Source organism: Pseudomonas sp. R25(2017) (genome assembly GCF_002112565.1).
GTDB lineage: Bacteria > Pseudomonadota > Gammaproteobacteria > Pseudomonadales > Pseudomonadaceae > Aquipseudomonas > Aquipseudomonas ekonensis.
Genome location: NZ_NEHZ01000001.1, coordinates 541,977 through 558,185, shown reverse-complemented (window position 1 = coordinate 558,185; position 16,209 = coordinate 541,977). Strand labels below are relative to the sequence as shown.

The window sequence follows — 16,209 nt, the reverse complement described above, 5'->3', positions numbered from 1 at the left end:
TCGGGCTCGCGCAGGGCCAGGGGGGCGACGGCTCGCAGGGGCTGGATGAGCATGGCAAAGACTCCGGTGCGGGTGGGCGACGGAGTCATTGGAAGCCGGAAGGGGCAGGGTGGCTACTGTCAGATCTGACAGGGGCGGGCGGGTTTGCGACCGGCGGTCATGCGCCTGCGGCGAGGGAGCAAGCGCCCTCGCCGCAGGTCAGGTTTTTTTCAGGGTCTTCTGCCGCAGGATGTAGACCGTCACCAGCGTTGCGCTGGTCAGCATGAACCCCCGGGCCCAAGGCAGCGGCACCAGATAGCACGACAGCAGGATGCTCGCCCACATCAGCCCGATGGCGTAGACCTTGCCCTTGAGCGGAATGCCGTTGCCGTCGAGGTAACCGCGGATCCACGGGCCCAGCTTCGGATGCTCCACCAGCCAGCGGTAGAAGCGCTCGGAGCTGCGCGCGAAGCAGGCCGCCGCGAGCAGCAGGAAAGGCGTGGTGGGCAGGACGGGCAGGAAAATCCCGATCACCCCCAATGCCACGCTGAGCCAGCCGACGGCCAGCAGGAGGTAGCGCAGCATCAGGGGACGGTTGCCTATGGGGTTGTCCATAGGCGGGAACTCAGTGGTGGCGAGGCTTGAGGATCGCCGGTTTTTCGTCCGGCGCCTGGCACAGCAGGTACAGCGCGGTCAGGGCTTCCGGGATCTGCACGATCATGTCGTCCATCAGGTTGGCGTCCTTGGCGATGTCCTCGAACTCCGGCTGCTCGTCGAACAGGCCCGAGCCGACCATGATCGGCAGGAGCATTTCGCTGACTTCGTCTTCGGCGGTCTCGAACCAGGCCTCTTCACGCAGGAACACGCCTTCCATGAAGCCGATGCACCAGCCGCGCAACTCGGAGTCGTCCGGCTCGTCGCCCAGGTCCAGGTCGCACGGCAGCTCGAACTCTTCGTCGGAGGCCAGTTGGCGGGCGATGTGGGCCTTGAGGCCGATCAGCGTGGCTTCGATCTCTTCGCGCTGGGCGTCGCTGGTGTAGTGCGGCTCTTCGGCGAACAGCGCGTCGATCCATTCACGGTCCGGCACCACGTCCGAGCAGATCGACAGGGCGGTGAGGTAACCGTGGGCGGCCACGTAATCCAGCGCCTCTTCATGCAGCTCGTCGGCGTCGAGGAAGACTTGCAGGCGGGTCAGTTGCTCAGCGAAGGACATTACGGGGCTACCTTGGGGGAATAAACAATGCGGGAATTCTAGGCCTTCTTGAGCCCTCAAGCCAGCCGCACGGCAGATTTGCCTGAAATCCCGGTTCACGGTACAGGCCCTGTGGGAGCTGGCTTGCCAGCGATAGCGGTGGCAATGTCGGAATTGATGTTGAAGGTGCCGACGTCATCGCTGGCAAGTCGAGTCGTCGCACCGCAGCTCCCACAGGTTTTGTGTTATCCCAAGGTTTCGTGCAACCGGCTTCTCAGCGGCGCCCTGCGCAGGGAGACGCTCGGGTATACTGCCGCGCTTTGCGATCCCTGCCGGCATGACGATGATCATGCAATGCGCCCTTACGTTTTGTTTAAGCAGCCTCGGCTGCCCTGAACCAGCCTGTGCAGGGATGTTTCGGTGATTTTTGGAGTTTCTATGCTCGAACAGGCTCAGCGCGTCCTCAAGGACATCTTCGGCTACGACAGTTTCCGTGGCCGCCAGGGTGCGATCATTGAGCGCGTGGCCAGCGGCGGCGACGCCCTGGTCCTGATGCCCACCGGCGGCGGCAAGTCCCTGTGCTTCCAAGTGCCGGCGCTGCTGCGCGAAGGCTTGGCGGTGGTGGTGTCGCCGCTGATCGCGCTGATGGACGACCAGGTCGCCACCCTTGAGGAACTGGGCGTGGCCGCCGCCGCGCTGAACTCCACCCTGAGCGCCGAGCAGCAGCGCGACCTGGCGGCGCGGATCCGCCGCGGCGAAGTGAAGATGCTCTACCTGGCCCCCGAACGCCTGGTGCAGCCGCGCATGCTGAGCTTCCTGCAAGGCCTGGACATCGCCCTGTTCGCCATCGACGAAGCCCACTGCGTGTCGCAATGGGGCCACGACTTCCGCCCGGAATACCTGCAACTGGGCCAGTTGGCTGAAATGTTCCCCCACGTGCCGCGCATCGCCCTGACCGCCACGGCCGACAAGCGCACCCGCGAAGAGATCGTCACCCGTCTGCACCTGCAGAACGCCGAGCGTTTCCTGTCGAGCTTCGACCGGCCGAACATCTTCTACCGCATCGTGCCCAAGGAGCAGCCGCGCAAGCAGTTGCTGGCGTTCCTCGGCGAGCGGCGCGGCGATGCCGGCATCGTCTACTGTCTGTCGCGCAAGAAGGTCGAGGAAGTCGCGGCGTTCCTCACCGAGCAAGGGTTCCCGGCGCTGCCGTACCACGCCGGCCTGCCCAACGACCTGCGCGCGTACCACCAGCAGCGTTTCCTCAACGAGGAAGGCCTGATCATGGTCGCCACAGTGGCGTTCGGCATGGGCATCGACAAGCCCAACGTGCGGTTCGTCGCCCACCTGGACCTGCCCAAGTCCCTTGAGGCCTACTACCAGGAAACCGGGCGCGGCGGCCGTGACGGCCTGCCGGCGGATGCCTGGATGGCCTACGGCCTGCAAGACGTGGTGATGCTCAAGCAGATGCTGCAGAACTCCGAAGGCGACGAGCGCCACAAGCGCCTTGAGCAGCACAAGCTCGACGCCATGCTCTCGCTCTGCGAAGAGACCCGCTGCCGCCGCCAGGCGCTGCTGGCCTATTTCGACGAAGACATGCCCGAGCCTTGCGGCCATTGCGACAACTGCGTCGACGGCGTGCAGACCTGGGACGCCACCGAACCTGCGCGCCAGGCGTTGTCGGCGATCTACCGCACCGGCCAGCGCTACGGCGTCGGCCACCTGGTGGATGTGCTGCTGGGCAAGGACAACGAAAAGGTGCGCAGCTTCGGCCATCAGCACCTGTCGGTGTACGGCGTCGGCAAGGCGATGAGCGAGGGCGAATGGCGCTCGCTGTTCCGTCAGTTGGTGGCCCGGGGGCTGGCCGACGTCGACCACGAAGGGTACGGCGGCCTGCGCCTGAGCGACACCTGCCGGCCGCTGCTCAAGGGCGAGGTGACCCTGGAGCTGCGCCGCGACCTCAAGCCGCAGGTCAGCGCCAAGGGGCTCAGCAAGAGCCCGGCCAGCCAACTGGTGCGTGCCGAAGAGCGCGAGCAGTGGGAAGCCCTGCGCACCCTGCGGCGCAAGCTGGCCCAGGAGCACGGCGTGCCGCCTTACGTCATCTTCCCCGATTCGACCCTGGTGGAAATGCTGCGCAGCCAGCCGACCACGCTGGCGGAAATGGCCCGGGTCAGCGGCGTCGGCGCCCGCAAGCTGGAGCGCTACGGCGAGGCCTTCCTCGAAGTGCTTGGCGGCGAGGCCGAAACGCCGAAGGCCGTGGCCGACGTGCGGCATGAGCTGATCACCCTGGCCCGCGCCGGCATGACGCCGCTGCAGATCGCCGGCCAGTTGCAGTGCTCGGAAAAGAACGTCTACAGCATGCTGGCCGAGGCCATCGGTCAGCAGCAGTTGTCGCTGGAGCAGGCGCTGGATCTGCCGGAAGAACTGATGGGCGAAGTCCACGACGCCTTCCTCGACGGCGAAGGCGAACTGCCGTCGGTGGCCGAAGTGGCGGCGCTGTTCGGCAGCCGGGTGCCGGAAGGCGTGCTCTATTGCGTGCGCGCGGCGCTGCAGTCGGAATTCGAGATGTGAGCCTGGGCTTACACGACCCGTTGCTTTGATGTAACGATTCAGTGCAAGACATCCTCTTGCCTATAGCCAAATGTCATGCTTAGCTGACTAATAATTAGTTTTTTTCTATTTCTTCAGTCTAACCATGAGTGTTTTATGCCGTTAACCGATCAACACCGCTTTGGCATGCAACTGGCGCAGATGTCCCGTGGGTGGCGTGCCGAACTGGATCGCCGGCTGGCCGGCATGGGCCTGTCCCAGGCGCGCTGGCTGGTGCTGCTGCACCTGGCGCGCTTCGACGAGGCGCCGACCCAGCGCGAGCTGGCGCAGAGCGTCGGCGTCGAAGGGCCGACCCTGGCCCGCCTGCTCGACAGCCTGGAAAGCCAGGGGCTGGTGCAACGCCAGTCCGTGATGGAAGACCGCCGGGCGAAAAAGATCGTGCTGTGCCCCCCGGCCCGGCCGTTGATCGACCAGATCGAAACCATCGCCACGCAATTGCGCCACGAACTGTTCGAGGGCGTGGACGACGCGGATCTGAAGGTCTGCATGCGCGTTCACGCGCACATTCTGGGCAACCTGGAAAAATCCTGAGGCAAAACCCCGTGCCGTTTTTTTGAGGGATCGCGCTGGGCCGACTATAAGAACTACTGGGCAATATCGTGTTCGTACCGGATGTGCGAACGCATAGAAGTCGGTTTTGCTTATATAAGGGATGCTCATGCTCGGAAGTCGGCACGTGGTACTGCGTTGCGCCCGCCCGCTGGTGGTGGCCGGCGTGCTTGTCTGGTCAACCGCCTCCTTGGCGCTGGGGCTCGGTGACATCACCGTGCATTCGGGCCTCGATCAGCCGTTCAAGGCCGACATCGCCTTGCTGGACGTCGGCGGGCTCAGCCAAAGCGAACTGTCGGTCAGCCTGGCCACGGCCGACGAGTTCAGCCGGGCCGGGGTCGAGCGGGTGTTCTTTCTCAATGACCTCAGGTTCACCCCGATCCTGCGGGGCGAGCGCAAGCTGATCCGGGTGACCTCCGGCAAACCGGTCAACGAACCCTTCCTGAATTTCCTGGTGCAGGTCAATCAGCCCAACGGCCGCTTGCTGCGCGAGTACACGGTGCTGATCGACCCGCCGGGCTCGCCTGGCATCGTGCCGGCCACCGACGAACCGGACGTGCGCGCCCAGGACTCCGGTTTTCCTACCCCCGAGGCGCCTGCGCCCACCGCCCCCGGCAAGCCTGCCGCCCAACCGGCCGCCAGCGCGCCGGCCACGCCTGCGGCACCTGCCAACGACGCGTTGGCCGAGCAACTGGCGGCCAGCGTCCTGCAGAACCAGCAGTTGCAGAAATCTCTCGATGAGCTGAACGCCAGGCTTCAGGCCCAGGATGTCCAGATCGCCGACGGCAAAAAGCAGGTCAGCGACCTTCAAAGCCGCCTGACCGAGCTTCAGCAGGCTCCGCCACCGCCGGTGGCGGCACCCGCGCCGGCGCCGGTCGCCGCCCCGGTCGAACCCCGGGAGGCGTCGAGCGATTGGCCGTTGTACGGCGGATTGCTGGTGCTGTTTGTCGCGCTGGTGGCCGGCCTGTTCGTGCTTCGCCGGCGCCGGCAGACGACGCAAACCCAGGCTGCGCGGCCGGCCCCGGCGCTGCGCAATGAGCCCCAGGTTGAAGGGGCCGGTACATCCCCGCTCGCTGCGGTTCACCACGCCGCCGAACACCGCGAGGAATCCGGCGCCGGCCAGGTGCTGGAGGCGGTCGGCATCTATCTGGCCTACGGGCGGCTGGGCGAAGCGGCCGGCCTGCTGCGTGACGCGTTGGGCAAGGAGCCGGAGCGCACCGACCTCGGTCTGCAATTGCTTGAGGTGCTGGGCCGGCAGGGCGATGGCGCCGCCTATGACGAACAGGAAAGCCACCTGCGCGGGCAGGGGGTGACGGAGACGGCGCTGCAGGAGATCCGCAGCCGTTGTCCGAAACTGGCCCCTGTCGCGCCGCTACTGCCGGTCTTGCCCGTGACGGCGGCAGCACCGCTTGTCACGGCTGCGCCACCGGTGGCATCGGAGGACAGCTTCGAGCTGAACGACGGCGATCTGTCGATGGATTCGAGCTGGGACCTGAACGATGAACGGCCCGCTGATGCGCTTGCGCAGGAGGTGTCCGCGCTGGGCGACAGCCTGGAGATTCTGCCTCAGGATTTCGAACTGCCCCAGGACGCCGAGGCCGAAGCGGCGGAGCTGGAATGGATCGCCGAACCGCAAGAACCCACGCTGGACGAAGACTTCCTCAACGCGTTCGGCGACCCCGGCAAACCGCCCGGGCCGCAGGCCGGTGCCGGGAAACTGGAGCAGGCCCAGACCTGCATCGACGACGGTGACATCGACAGCGCCATCGCCTTGCTCAACGAGTTGCTCAAGGAGGGCGACGAACCCCTCAGGCAGACGGCGCGGACGCTGTTGGCGGGGATCCGCTGAGACGTTTGGGATCTTGCCCTGCGGTGCCTGAGCTGGCGCCATCGCCAGCAGGCTGGCTCCCACAGGTATTGCGGCTGAACGCAGAATCCGTGAACACCTCGGACACTGTGGGAGCGAGCCTGCTCGCGATAGCGGTCTGTCAGCCAAACCACTGGGACTGACACTCCGCCATCGCGGGCAAGCCCGCTCCCACAGGTATTGCGGGCGAATGCCGAATCTGTGAACCCCTCGGATACTGTGGGAGCCAGCCTGCTGGCGATGGCGACAGGTCAGGCGCCGCAGAAAATCCAGGCCGGCCTCAGAACGTCTGCCCCAGATTCAGGTAAACCGCCTGCTCATTCGCATCGTTCAGCCCGTAGCTGAAGTTCAGCGGCCCCAACGGCGTGTCGAACCCGATGAACACGCTGGCCGCGTTGATGTAGCCGCTGTCGAACTCGTTGTCGTTGTTCCACGCCCGGCCGCGCTCCAGCGAGGCGCCGGCGTACAGCGGGAAGTCCAGCGGCAGGAACGAGCGCGGGGTCAGGCGGCGGTAATACACGGCGCGCATCAGGCTGACGTTCTGGCCGGAGACCGCATCTTCGCGGAACCCGGACAACTGCCGGGCGCCGCCGAGCAGAAAGCTGGAGACCACCACGTTGGCATCGTCCAGGGTGCGGCCGTAACGGCCGCCGAGCACCAGGGTGTCCGGGCCGCGGCTCATGGCCTTGTCCAGTTTGAACTCCCATTGCCGGTAGCGGGTGTCGGAGCCCAGGCCCGGCTCGAACTGCGCCAGGGTCAGGCCGATGTCCTCGCCCTCGTGGGGGAAGTACACGTTGTCCAGCGAATCGAACGAGTACTTGAGCGCATAGAAACCTTCGTTGAAGTGCTCGCTGGGCTGGTTCTGATCGCCGATGCGCACGTCGGCCTTGCCCCAAGCCTCGCCGATGCCCAGCCGCACCTCGCCGCTGTTGCCGATCTGTCGGCCGACATTGAGGCCGAAGCCGTAGCGCTCGACGCGGTACTGGGCGATCGGGTCGTTGTCGAGCACCGAGTCGACGTTCTGCGCCGCGAACGCCGCGTAGGGGGCGAGGAAGTAGCGCGAGCCGACATCCAGCGGCTGATAGAACTCGGTGTACAGCTCCTGCTTGTCACCGATCTGCGCCCGGGTCAGCCATTCGGCGCCGAGGCGGTTGATGCCGTTGACCCGGTAACTGGCGCCGAGATTGAAGGCGCTGTCGCCACGCATGTCGTCGGACAGGTTGAGGCCGATGCGCAGGTAGTCGGTGCCGCTGCGCTTGCCCCGGGCGCTGATCACCAGCGTGTGGTCCGGGCCCTTGTGCACCACGCGGTACTGCACCTGCTCGAAGTAGTCCAGGCCGTACAACGTGCCCATGTCGGTCTGCAGGCGGCCCAGGTCCAGCGGTTCGCCGATGTGCTGGCGAATGTAGTAGCGGATCACGTCGTCGCCGACCTTCGAGTCGTTCTCGACCCGGATCGCCGTGATCACCGGCGTACGTTGCCCCGGCGAGCGGGCGGCGGCCAGTTCGGTGTCCTGGGGTTGGGAGGGCTTGAGGCGGGCCAGGCGGGCGTCGAGGATCCGGGTGGCGCGGTAGCCGGCGTCGATCATCTCCTGGGCGCGGCCGAAATCGGTGACGCCGAAGCTCGCCAGCGGCGGCTGGATCAGCACGTCGTCGGGGTGCAGCGCCGCCAGTTGCTCTTCGGAATTGCGCCGGGTCATCAGAGTGATGGACTGGTTCAGCACGTCGACCACCGTGGCCAGTTGCTTGCGGTTGCGCAGCGGGGTGCCGATGTCGACGACGATGGCGACATCGACTCCCATCTCCCGGGCCACGTCGAGGGGAATGTTGTCGGTCATGCCGCCGTCCACCAGCAGGCGGCCGTCCAGTTCGACCGGGGCGAACACCGCCGGGATCGACATGCTGGCGCGGATCACCTGGGGCAGGTGGCCCTTGCGGAACACCACTTTCTCGCCGTCGGCGATGTCGGTGGCCACGGCGCGGAACGGGATCGGCAGTTTGTCGAAGTCGCGGGTGTCGCTGGTGTGGGCCAGCAGGCTTTCGAGCATCAGCGCCAGGTTCTGGCCCTGGATCACCCCCAGCGGCAGGCCGAGGCTGCCGTCGTCGCGGAAGCTGAGCTTCTGTTTCACCAGGAAGTCGCGGTCATCCTGCTTGCGCCGGAAGGGCACGTCCTCCCGGGGCGGGGCGTCGGACAGCGCCTGCTGCCAGTCGATGGACAGGGCGAGCTTCTCCAGTTCGTCGATCTTGTAGCCCGAGGCGTAGAGGCCGCCGACCACCGCCCCCATGCTGGTGCCGGCGATCGCGTCGATCTTGATGCCTTGCTCTTCCAGGGCCTTGAGCACGCCGATGTGCGCCAGCCCCCGGGCGGCGCCGCCGGACAGCACCAGGCCGACCTTGGGCCGCGCCGTTTCATCGGCATGGACGAGCAGCGGAAGGAAACCAAGCAGCAGGCAGATCAGAAGGCGACGCATGGTGAGTCTCGGGGCGAGCGATAAAGCCGGCTATTATAGCGGCGCCCTCTGCCTCAGGAGTTTCAGCGAACATGTCCGCCCCAAGACCGGAAATCGTCATCACCTATTGCACCCAATGCCAGTGGCTGCTGCGCGCCGCCTGGCTGGCGCAGGAACTGCTCAGCACCTTCGCCGACGATTTGGGCAAGGTGTCGCTGGTGCCGGGCACCGGCGGGGTGTTCCACATCGCCTGCGACGGCGTGCAGATCTGGGAGCGCAAGGCGGACGGCGGCTTCCCCGAGGCCAAGGTGCTCAAGCAGCGGGTGCGCGATCGGATCGACCCTGACCGCGACCTCGGCCACAACGACCGCACTCAGTGAGACGGCGCCTGGGCCCCGACGGCATTCTTGCCGGAACCGCCTGACAACCGGCTCGACACCACGATGGCGACGATGATCAACGCGCCGCCGGCCAGCATGCGCAGGGTCGGGTCTTCATCGAACAGCAGCCAGGCGACGGTGATGCCGTACACCGGCTCCAAGGCGAACACCACAGCGGCGGTGCGGGCTTTGATCACGGCCAGGCTGGCCACGAACAGGCTGTGGGCGACGCCGGTGCAGAACACCCCGAGCAGGGCGATCCACAGCCAGTCGATGGCCCGCACGCCGCCCAGCTGCGGCGCAGCCACCGGCAGCAGACACAGCCCCACCACCACGTTCTGGCACAGCGCCGCCTGCACTGCGGGGATGCGCCCGGAACTGGCGCGGTTGGTCAGCGACAGCAGGGAAAACAGCAGGCCCGACAGGATCGCCCAAAGCAGGCCGGCGGTGGCGCCGCTGGCCAGGTCGAACGCCGGCGTCACCAGCACCAGGCCGACGCTCACCAGCGCCACCAGCACGATTTCGTTGGTGCGGATACGTTCGCGGAAGACCAGCCCTTCGAGGATCACGGTGAACGCCGGGAAACTGGCGAAGCCCAGGGTCGCGATCGCCACCCCGGCGACCTTCACCGCCAGGAAGAAACTCACCCAGTGCCCGGCCAGCAGCACGCCGCCGAGGGCGAGGCGGCGCCAGTCCGCCGCCTGGAGCCGTTGCCAGGCGTTGTGGCTGGCGAACCGGGCGAAGAACGCCAGCGCGAGGACGGCGAAGGCGGCGCGTCCGAACACGATGACCGCAGGCGACGCGGCGGCGAGTTTGCCGAATACGCCGGTCAGGCCGAACATCAGTGCGCCGATGTGCAGGGCGCCGAGGGCTGTGCGGGGAGTCATTGCGATCCTTGGGAATCGGGTTCAACACAACGACAGTTTAGGGACACCACGCCCGGGATGTCTGTCGGCAGACTATTGTCCTTTGTCGCCGGCCTCGCGGCGCAGGGTGCCGGGCGAGGCGCCGAACTCGCGCAGCATGGCGGCGGCAAAGGCGCTCTGGGAGCTGTAGCCGACCCGGCTGGCGATTTCGCCGATGGGCAGGGCCGTTTCGCGCAGCAGGTCGGCGGCCTTGTGCAGGCGGCGGCTGCGGATGTAGTCCATCGGCGTCTGCCCGCATTCGGCGACGAAGCGCGCGTGCAGGCGGGCGCTGGACAGGCCGGCGATCCGCGCCAGGTCAGCCACCTGCAACGGGTAGGCGGCGTACTGATCGATGTGCGCATCCAGCGCCGCGTAGGGCAGGCGCCGTGCGGCGAGTTCGGCGGGGCGGGCGCTGTTCAGGCTGGCCAGCAGCAGAACCGCGCCCTGGCGGGCGATCAGGGGATCGCCGATCGGGCTGTTGGCCAGCCAACTGACCAACTGGCTTTGCCCGCTGTCCAGCGTCAGGCGCCCGGGACGTTCGAGCAGGCGGCGGCTGGCGTCGGCGTGGTCGCCCAGCGAGTCCGCGACCCACGGCCCCTCGGGCACGTCCAGCACCAGGCAGCGGCTGCCGTCGGGGCTGCCGCAGGCGTGGCGGGCACCGCCGGGGACCACCACGAAACTCTGCTGGCGCACCTGGCTGCCGCAGCCTTCGACCTCGAAGTCCAGCGCGCCGGACAGGCCGAACACCAGTTGCGCGTGGTCGTGGCTGTGGACGATCAGATCGTGTGTGTAGTGGCGCAGGGTCAGGATCGGTCGCATGGCCGCAGGTCTCCGAAGTGGCGTTCAGTCTACACCGCCCGGGGGGTTGTGCGCTGTCACGGGACTGACGCACGGTTGTCATGGTCGGTTCACCGCGCAGGCGCAAGCTTTGCAAAACATTGCAGAGGGTTGTCCATGACCAGCGCCGAGCTCGCCAGACCCAGCCGTAAACAACGGGTGCGCACCTTGTGGATCTCTGATGTGCACCTGGGCACGCGGGATTGCCAGGCCGAGCACCTGTCGCAGTTCCTCAAGGGCTACCATGCCGATAAGGTCTACCTGGTCGGCGACATCATCGACGGCTGGAAACTGCGCGGCGGCATGTACTGGCCCCAGGCGCACACCAACGTGATCCGCCGCCTGCTGACCATGAGCAAGCGCGGCACCGAGGTGATCTACGTCACCGGCAACCACGACGAATTCCTGCGCCGCTATTCGAAGCTGATCCTGGGCAACATCCAGCTGGTGGACGAAGCGGTGCACGTCACCGCCGATGGCCGGCACCTGCTGGTGATCCACGGCGACCAGTTCGACGTGATCACCCGCTATCACCGCTGGCTGGCGTTCCTCGGCGATTCGGCCTACGAATTCACCCTGACCCTCAACCGCTGGCTCAACCATTGGCGGGCGAAGTACGGCTATGGCTACTGGTCGCTGTCGGCCTACCTCAAGCACAAGGTGAAGACGGCGGTGAACTTCATCAGCGACTTCGAGGAAGCCATCGCCCACGAATGCGTCAAACGCGAGTTGCACGGAGTGGTCTGCGGCCACATCCACCACGCCGAGATCCGTAAGGTGGGCGAGGTGGATTACCTCAACTGCGGTGACTGGGTGGAATCGTGCACGGCCCTGATCGAGCACTGGGACGGCACCATCGAGCTGTACCGGTTGGCGGATGCGCAGGCGCGGGAGGCGCAGTTGAAGGCGGCCAAGGTGGCTGAGCTGGCCTAGCTAGCTGCCCGCACTGACGCCATCGCCAGCAGGCTGGCTCCCACCGGGTTCAGGGCTGAAGGCAGAATCTGTGGTCGCCGCCAATCGAAGTGGGAGCCAGCCTCCTGGCGATGAACCGCGCAGCGCTCCCAAGGTCATTCAGGCCGGGGTGTGTTCCTGCATCGCCGCCTTGTAGATCGAATTCTTCGGCGCGGCGAACACCCGCTCCAGCATCGGTTCGAAGAAGCTCAGCGGCAGCGTGTCATAGGCCGGGTCGAACGCGGCGGCGTCGTAGCGGGCACAGAATTCCACCGTCGCCTGGTACTGCGCGTGTCCCTTGAACTGCTCGCGCAGGTGCCGGTCCATCCCCAGGTGATGGAAGAAGTAATAGCCCTGGAAAATGCCGTGCTTCTCCACCATCCACAGGTTCTCGGCGCTGACGAACGGCTTGAGGATCGCCGCCGCGATGTCCGGGTGGTTGTAGGAGCCGAGGGTGTCACCGATGTCGTGGAGCAGGGCGCAGACCACGTATTCCTCGTCGCGGCCGTCGCGCCAGGCGCGGGTCGCGGTCTGCAAGGAGTGGGTGAGGCGATCCACCGCAAACCCGCCGAAATCCCCCTCCAGCAATTTGAGGTGCGCCAGGATCCGGCCGGGCAGCTGGCGGGCGTAGGCGCTGAAATCGGCGGCGATGATCGCCCAGTCTTCCTGGGTGCCGTCCTTCATGTGGGTGAAACGGGCATTGGCGTTCATCGGCCGTCCTCGTTTGCTGGGTTCTAGAACGGCACGCGGCCCAGGATCATGTCGCGGTACATGACGAAGTCGCCGAGCAGGCTGTAGAACGGATGCTGGAAGGTGGCGGGGCGGTTCTTCTCGAAAAAGAAATGCCCGACCCAGGCGAAGCCGTAGCCGGCCGGCGGCAGTGCCAGCAACAGCAGCCATGCGCCCTGGGCGATGGCCAGCGCCAGAATGAACAGCACCAGTGTGGTGCCGGCGAAGTGCAGGCGCCGGCAGGCGGTGTTGCTGTGCTCGCTGAGGTAATACGGATAGAACTCGGCGAAGCTGCTGAAAGGCTTGAGCGTGTCCACGACTGCGATCTCTGTGGTTATTGTTCTGATGGCGAGTTGTTCGGCGGGTAGCCTATTTGAGTCTAGAGTGATCGTCGGTGCTGGCCAGTGACAATCGGCGCCACTTTACTATCCTTGGAAAATCCGCCGTAGTATGCGGCCCGTCATGTCATTTAAGAATAAACGCCATGAGCGAACGAACGACTTCTTCAAGCTGGGCGATGGGGATTGTCAAGGCACTGGAAATGGACGGCCTGGATTGCCGGGTTCTGTTCAGGCAACTGGGGCTCGACTACGCGGCGCTGGACGATCCGGACGCACGCTTCCCGCAGGACTCCATGACCCGTCTGTGGCAGCGGGCGGTCGAGCTGTCGGGCAATCCGGCGATCGGCCTGAACATGGGCAAGGTGGTGCGCCCGGCCTCCTTCCATGTCGCCGGCTACGCGCTGATGTCCAGCAACACCTTGGCCGAAGGCTTTCAGCGCCTGGTGCGTTATCAGCGGATCATCGCCGAAAGCGCCGACCTGAGTTTCCGCCTGCTCGATGAAGGCTATGCGCTGATCCTGACGGTGCACGGCGACCACCTGCCGCCGACCCGCCAGAGCGCCGAGGCCTCGTTGGCCTGCGCACTGAGCCTGTGCGGCTGGCTGACCGGGCGCACCCTGCATCCGCGCAAGGTGCTGGTGCAGGGCGACGAGCCGGACGACCTGGAGCCCTATCGGCAGGCCTTCCACGCACCACTGGTGTTCAATGCGCCGTACGATGCGCTGATCTTCGAGCGCGCCGACATGGAAGCGCCGCTGCCCACCGCCAACGAAGCGATGGCGCTGCTGCACGACCGGTTCGCCGGGGAGTACCTGGCGCGGTTCTCCGAAAGCCGCGTGACCCACAAGGCGCGCCAGGTGCTGTGCCGGCTGCTGCCCCAGGGCGAGCCCAAGCGCGATGCGGTGGCGCAGACCCTGCACCTGTCGCAGCGCACCTTGCAACGCCGTCTGCAGGAGGAGGGCACCAGCTTCCAGCAGTTGCTCGACGACACCCGCCGCGAACTGGCTGAGCAGTACCTGGCGCAGCCGAACATGACCTTGCTGGAGATTGCCTACCTGCTGGGTTTCGCCGACCCGAGCAACTTCTTCCGCGCCTTCCGGCGCTGGTTCGACACCACCCCCGGCGACTACCGCGCGCGCCTGCTGGACGCGCCGAGCGCGGTCAGTGACGCCAGAACGCCGGAATGCACAGCACAAACACCGTGATGATCTCCAGCCGGCCCAGCAGCATGCCGAACGACAGGATCCATTTGGCCGCATCCGGCAGGCTGGCGAAGTTGCCGGCCGGGCCGATGGTCTCGCCAAGGCCGGGGCCGACGCCCGACACGGTGCTGGCGGCGCCGGTCAGCGCCGTCATCCAGTCGACGCCCAGCAGCGACAGGAGCAGGGCGATCACGCAGATGGTGATGGCGAAGAAGAACGAAAAGGTCAGGATCGAGCGCACGATCTCTTCGTCGAGGCGGTGGCCGTTGTATTTCTGCTTGATCACCGCCCGTGGGTGAATCAGCTGGTTGAGGTTGGCCTTGAGCAGGATGTAGGCGACCTGGAAACGGAAGATCTTGATCCCGCCCGCCGTCGAGCCGGAGCAGCCGCCGACGAAACCCAGGTAGAAGAACAGCATCAGCGAGAAGTTGCCCCACAGGCTGTAGTCCCCCAGCGCGAATCCGGTGGTGGTGACCACCGACGTGACGTTCAGCGCCACGTGCCGCAGCGCGTCCAGCCAATGCAGGTTGGTGGTCCACCAGTACCAGGTGCCGAGCACCAGCCAGGTGACCAGCAGCATGCCGAGCAGGCCCTGCACCTGTTGGTCCTTGATCAGGGCCCGGCGGTTGCCGCGCAGGGTCGCCACGTACAGGGTGAACGGCAGGCTGCCGAGGATCATGACCACCACCGCCACCCAGTGCACCGCCGGCTGTGTCCACTTGGCCAGGGACTGGTCGGAGGTCGAGAAACCGCCGGTGGAGATCGCCGACATGGCGTGGTTGACCGCATCGAACGGGCTCATCCCGGCCCACCAGAACGCCAGGCTGCCGAGAATGGTGATGCCCACGTAGGCCGCCACGATCAGCCGCGCGACCATGTGCGAGCGGGGCATGACCTTTTCCGAGCGGTCCGAGGATTCGGTCTGGAACAGGCGCATGCCGCCGATGCGCAGCATCGGCAGGATCGCCACGGCCATGCCGATGAAGCCGATGCCGCCGATCCAGTGCAGCAGCGAGCGCCACATCAGGATGCCGGGTGACATGCTGTCCAGGCCGGTGAGCACGGTCGAGCCGGTGGCGGTGATGCCGGACATGCTCTCGAAGAACGAGTCGGTGTAGCTGATGTGCTGGGTCAGCAGGAACGGCAGCGCGGCGAAGATGCACACCACCAGCCAACTGCTGACCGTCAGCAGGTACATGTCCCGGGGGCGCAGATGAACGTGCTCCGGGCGGCCGGGGATCACCAGCGCCAGGCCGGCGACGAAGGTGATCATGCTCGACCAGAGGAACGACGGCATGTCGCCGGTGCGGTCGAAGATCACCAAGGTGGCCATGGGCACGATCATGGCGATGGCCAGGGTGATCAGGAAGATGCCGATGATGAAACCAATGATCCTTAAGGTCGGCAACGCCATGAAATCCACTCGGGCTGAAGGGGGAAGGGCGCCATTCTACCCGCGGGGCAAGGCATGTAAACCGGCATCGAGCGGGCACTTGCCGCTAGAATAGCCCGACATTTTTGACAGGAGGTGGCCGATGCAGGCTCTCGACGCTTTGCTCAACCGTGTTTCCGTTCCGCGACTGACCGACCCGGCCCCGACCGCCGCACAGCGCGAGGCCCTGTTCGGCGCCGCCCTGCGCGCGCCGGACCACGGGCACTTGCAGCCGTATCGTTTCCTGACCGTCGAAGGTGCCGCCCGCGAGCGGATGGGCGAGCTGCTGGCCGAGGCGGCGCAGATGCAGGACGGCGAAGTCACCGAGGCGGCCATCGACAAGGCGCGCAACGGCCCGCTGCGTGCGCCGCTGGTGGTTGTGGTGATCGCGAAACTGCAGGATCACGTCAAGTACCCGAAATCCGAGCAACTGCTGGCGGCGGGCTGCGCGGCCCACGGGATCCTGCTGGCGGCCTATGCCCAGGGAATCGGTGCGGTGTGGCGCACCGGTGAGCTGGCCTACTCGAAACACGTCGCCAAGGGCCTGGGGCTGACTGAGGACGAACAGGTGATTGCCTTCCTGTACCTGGGCACCCCGTTGAAAGAGCCGCGGGTGGCGGAGAAGGTCGAACTGACCGAATTCGTCAGCGCCTGGCCGGCCGAGGCCTGAGCCCCGGCATCCCCGGCGCCTTGGCCGGCGCCATCGCCAGCAGGCTGGCTCCCACAAGGGATCTCGGCTGAACACTGAACCCGTGAACACCTCGGACACTGCGGAGCGAGTCTGCTCGC

Annotated in this window: 15 protein-coding genes; 7 read left to right on the top strand and 8 right to left on the bottom strand. The window is 66.1% G+C overall.

Annotated elements, in window-relative coordinates; all coding sequences use genetic code 11:
* Positions 1-198: 198 nt before the first annotated feature.
* Together CAG31_RS02480 and CAG31_RS02475 are read right to left on the bottom strand one after the other, a co-directional pair.
* A complete protein-coding gene (locus CAG31_RS02480) occupies positions 199-594 on the bottom strand; it encodes a YbaN family protein (RefSeq protein ID WP_085577879.1) in 396 nt (131 codons plus the stop codon).
* A gap of 10 nt (positions 595-604) precedes the next feature.
* Positions 605-1,192, bottom strand: coding sequence for a YecA family protein (locus CAG31_RS02475; RefSeq protein WP_085577878.1), 588 nt, complete (start codon positions 1,190-1,192; stop codon positions 605-607).
* A gap of 417 nt (positions 1,193-1,609) precedes the next feature.
* Between CAG31_RS02475 and recQ the strand changes: the two genes are divergently transcribed.
* The 3 genes from recQ to CAG31_RS02460 all read left to right on the top strand — a co-directional run bounded on the left by recQ (position 1,610) and on the right by CAG31_RS02460 (position 6,176).
* The gene (gene recQ, locus CAG31_RS02470) at positions 1,610-3,739 is read left to right on the top strand and encodes a DNA helicase RecQ (protein ID WP_085577877.1); all 2,130 of its coding nucleotides are present in this window, start codon (positions 1,610-1,612) and stop codon (positions 3,737-3,739) included.
* 135 nt (positions 3,740-3,874) lie between these two features.
* Complete coding sequence (locus tag CAG31_RS02465) at positions 3,875-4,309, top strand: MarR family transcriptional regulator (protein ID WP_085577876.1); 435 nt, start codon at positions 3,875-3,877, stop codon at positions 4,307-4,309.
* Between the two features lie 127 nt (positions 4,310-4,436).
* Complete coding sequence (locus CAG31_RS02460; RefSeq protein ID WP_085577894.1) at positions 4,437-6,176, top strand: FimV/HubP family polar landmark protein; 1,740 nt, start codon at positions 4,437-4,439, stop codon at positions 6,174-6,176.
* A gap of 298 nt (positions 6,177-6,474) precedes the next feature.
* Here CAG31_RS02460 and CAG31_RS02455 read toward each other — a convergent pair whose 3' ends face one another.
* Positions 6,475-8,664 carry a patatin-like phospholipase family protein gene (locus CAG31_RS02455; RefSeq protein ID WP_085577875.1) on the bottom strand — a complete coding sequence of 730 codons (2,190 nt, stop codon included), beginning with the start codon at positions 8,662-8,664 and terminating at the stop codon, positions 6,475-6,477.
* 71 nt (positions 8,665-8,735) lie between these two features.
* On the opposite strand from CAG31_RS02455, the gene CAG31_RS02450 reads away from it, so the two are divergent.
* Entirely contained in the window at positions 8,736-9,023 is a 288-nt protein-coding gene (locus tag CAG31_RS02450; protein ID WP_085577874.1) for a SelT/SelW/SelH family protein, read from the top strand.
* Here the strand turns inward: CAG31_RS02450 and CAG31_RS02445 are convergent.
* Together CAG31_RS02445 and CAG31_RS02440 are read right to left on the bottom strand one after the other, a co-directional pair.
* Positions 9,017-9,910 (bottom strand): DMT family transporter, encoded by an 894-nt coding sequence (locus CAG31_RS02445; RefSeq protein ID WP_085577873.1) that lies wholly within the window; start codon positions 9,908-9,910, stop codon positions 9,017-9,019. The two genes, CAG31_RS02450 and CAG31_RS02445, sit on opposite strands and share 7 nt — an antisense overlap.
* 72 nt (positions 9,911-9,982) lie before the next feature.
* Positions 9,983-10,747 carry a helix-turn-helix domain-containing protein gene (locus tag CAG31_RS02440; protein WP_085577872.1) on the bottom strand — a complete coding sequence of 255 codons (765 nt, stop codon included), beginning with the start codon at positions 10,745-10,747 and terminating at the stop codon, positions 9,983-9,985.
* 135 nt (positions 10,748-10,882) lie between these two features.
* Between CAG31_RS02440 and CAG31_RS02435 the strand changes: the two genes are divergently transcribed.
* Positions 10,883-11,698 carry a UDP-2,3-diacylglucosamine diphosphatase gene (locus tag CAG31_RS02435; protein WP_085577871.1) on the top strand — a complete coding sequence of 272 codons (816 nt, stop codon included), beginning with the start codon at positions 10,883-10,885 and terminating at the stop codon, positions 11,696-11,698.
* A gap of 138 nt (positions 11,699-11,836) precedes the next feature.
* Here the strand turns inward: CAG31_RS02435 and CAG31_RS02430 are convergent, their stop codons facing one another.
* Positions 11,837-12,427: an HD domain-containing protein gene (locus CAG31_RS02430; RefSeq protein ID WP_085577870.1), complete on the bottom strand. Its 591-nt coding sequence runs from the start codon at positions 12,425-12,427 to the stop codon at positions 11,837-11,839.
* 23 nt (positions 12,428-12,450) lie between these two features.
* Complete coding sequence (locus tag CAG31_RS02425; RefSeq protein ID WP_085577869.1) at positions 12,451-12,762, bottom strand: DUF962 domain-containing protein; 312 nt, start codon at positions 12,760-12,762, stop codon at positions 12,451-12,453.
* 167 nt (positions 12,763-12,929) lie between these two features.
* Here CAG31_RS02425 and CAG31_RS02420 point away from each other — a divergent pair, with 167 nt between their 5' ends.
* Positions 12,930-13,991 (top strand): AraC family transcriptional regulator, encoded by a 1,062-nt coding sequence (locus CAG31_RS02420; RefSeq protein WP_170930045.1) that lies wholly within the window; start codon positions 12,930-12,932, stop codon positions 13,989-13,991.
* Here CAG31_RS02420 and CAG31_RS02415 read toward each other — a convergent pair.
* Positions 13,948-15,402, bottom strand: a complete 1,455-nt coding sequence (locus tag CAG31_RS02415) for a TrkH family potassium uptake protein (RefSeq protein ID WP_085577867.1) — start codon at positions 15,400-15,402, stop codon at positions 13,948-13,950. The two genes, CAG31_RS02420 and CAG31_RS02415, sit on opposite strands and share 44 nt — an antisense overlap.
* 121 nt (positions 15,403-15,523) lie before the next feature.
* Here CAG31_RS02415 and CAG31_RS02410 point away from each other — a divergent pair, with 121 nt between their 5' ends.
* Complete coding sequence (locus tag CAG31_RS02410; protein WP_085577866.1) at positions 15,524-16,090, top strand: nitroreductase family protein; 567 nt, start codon at positions 15,524-15,526, stop codon at positions 16,088-16,090.
* Positions 16,091-16,209: the final 119 nt, after the last annotated feature.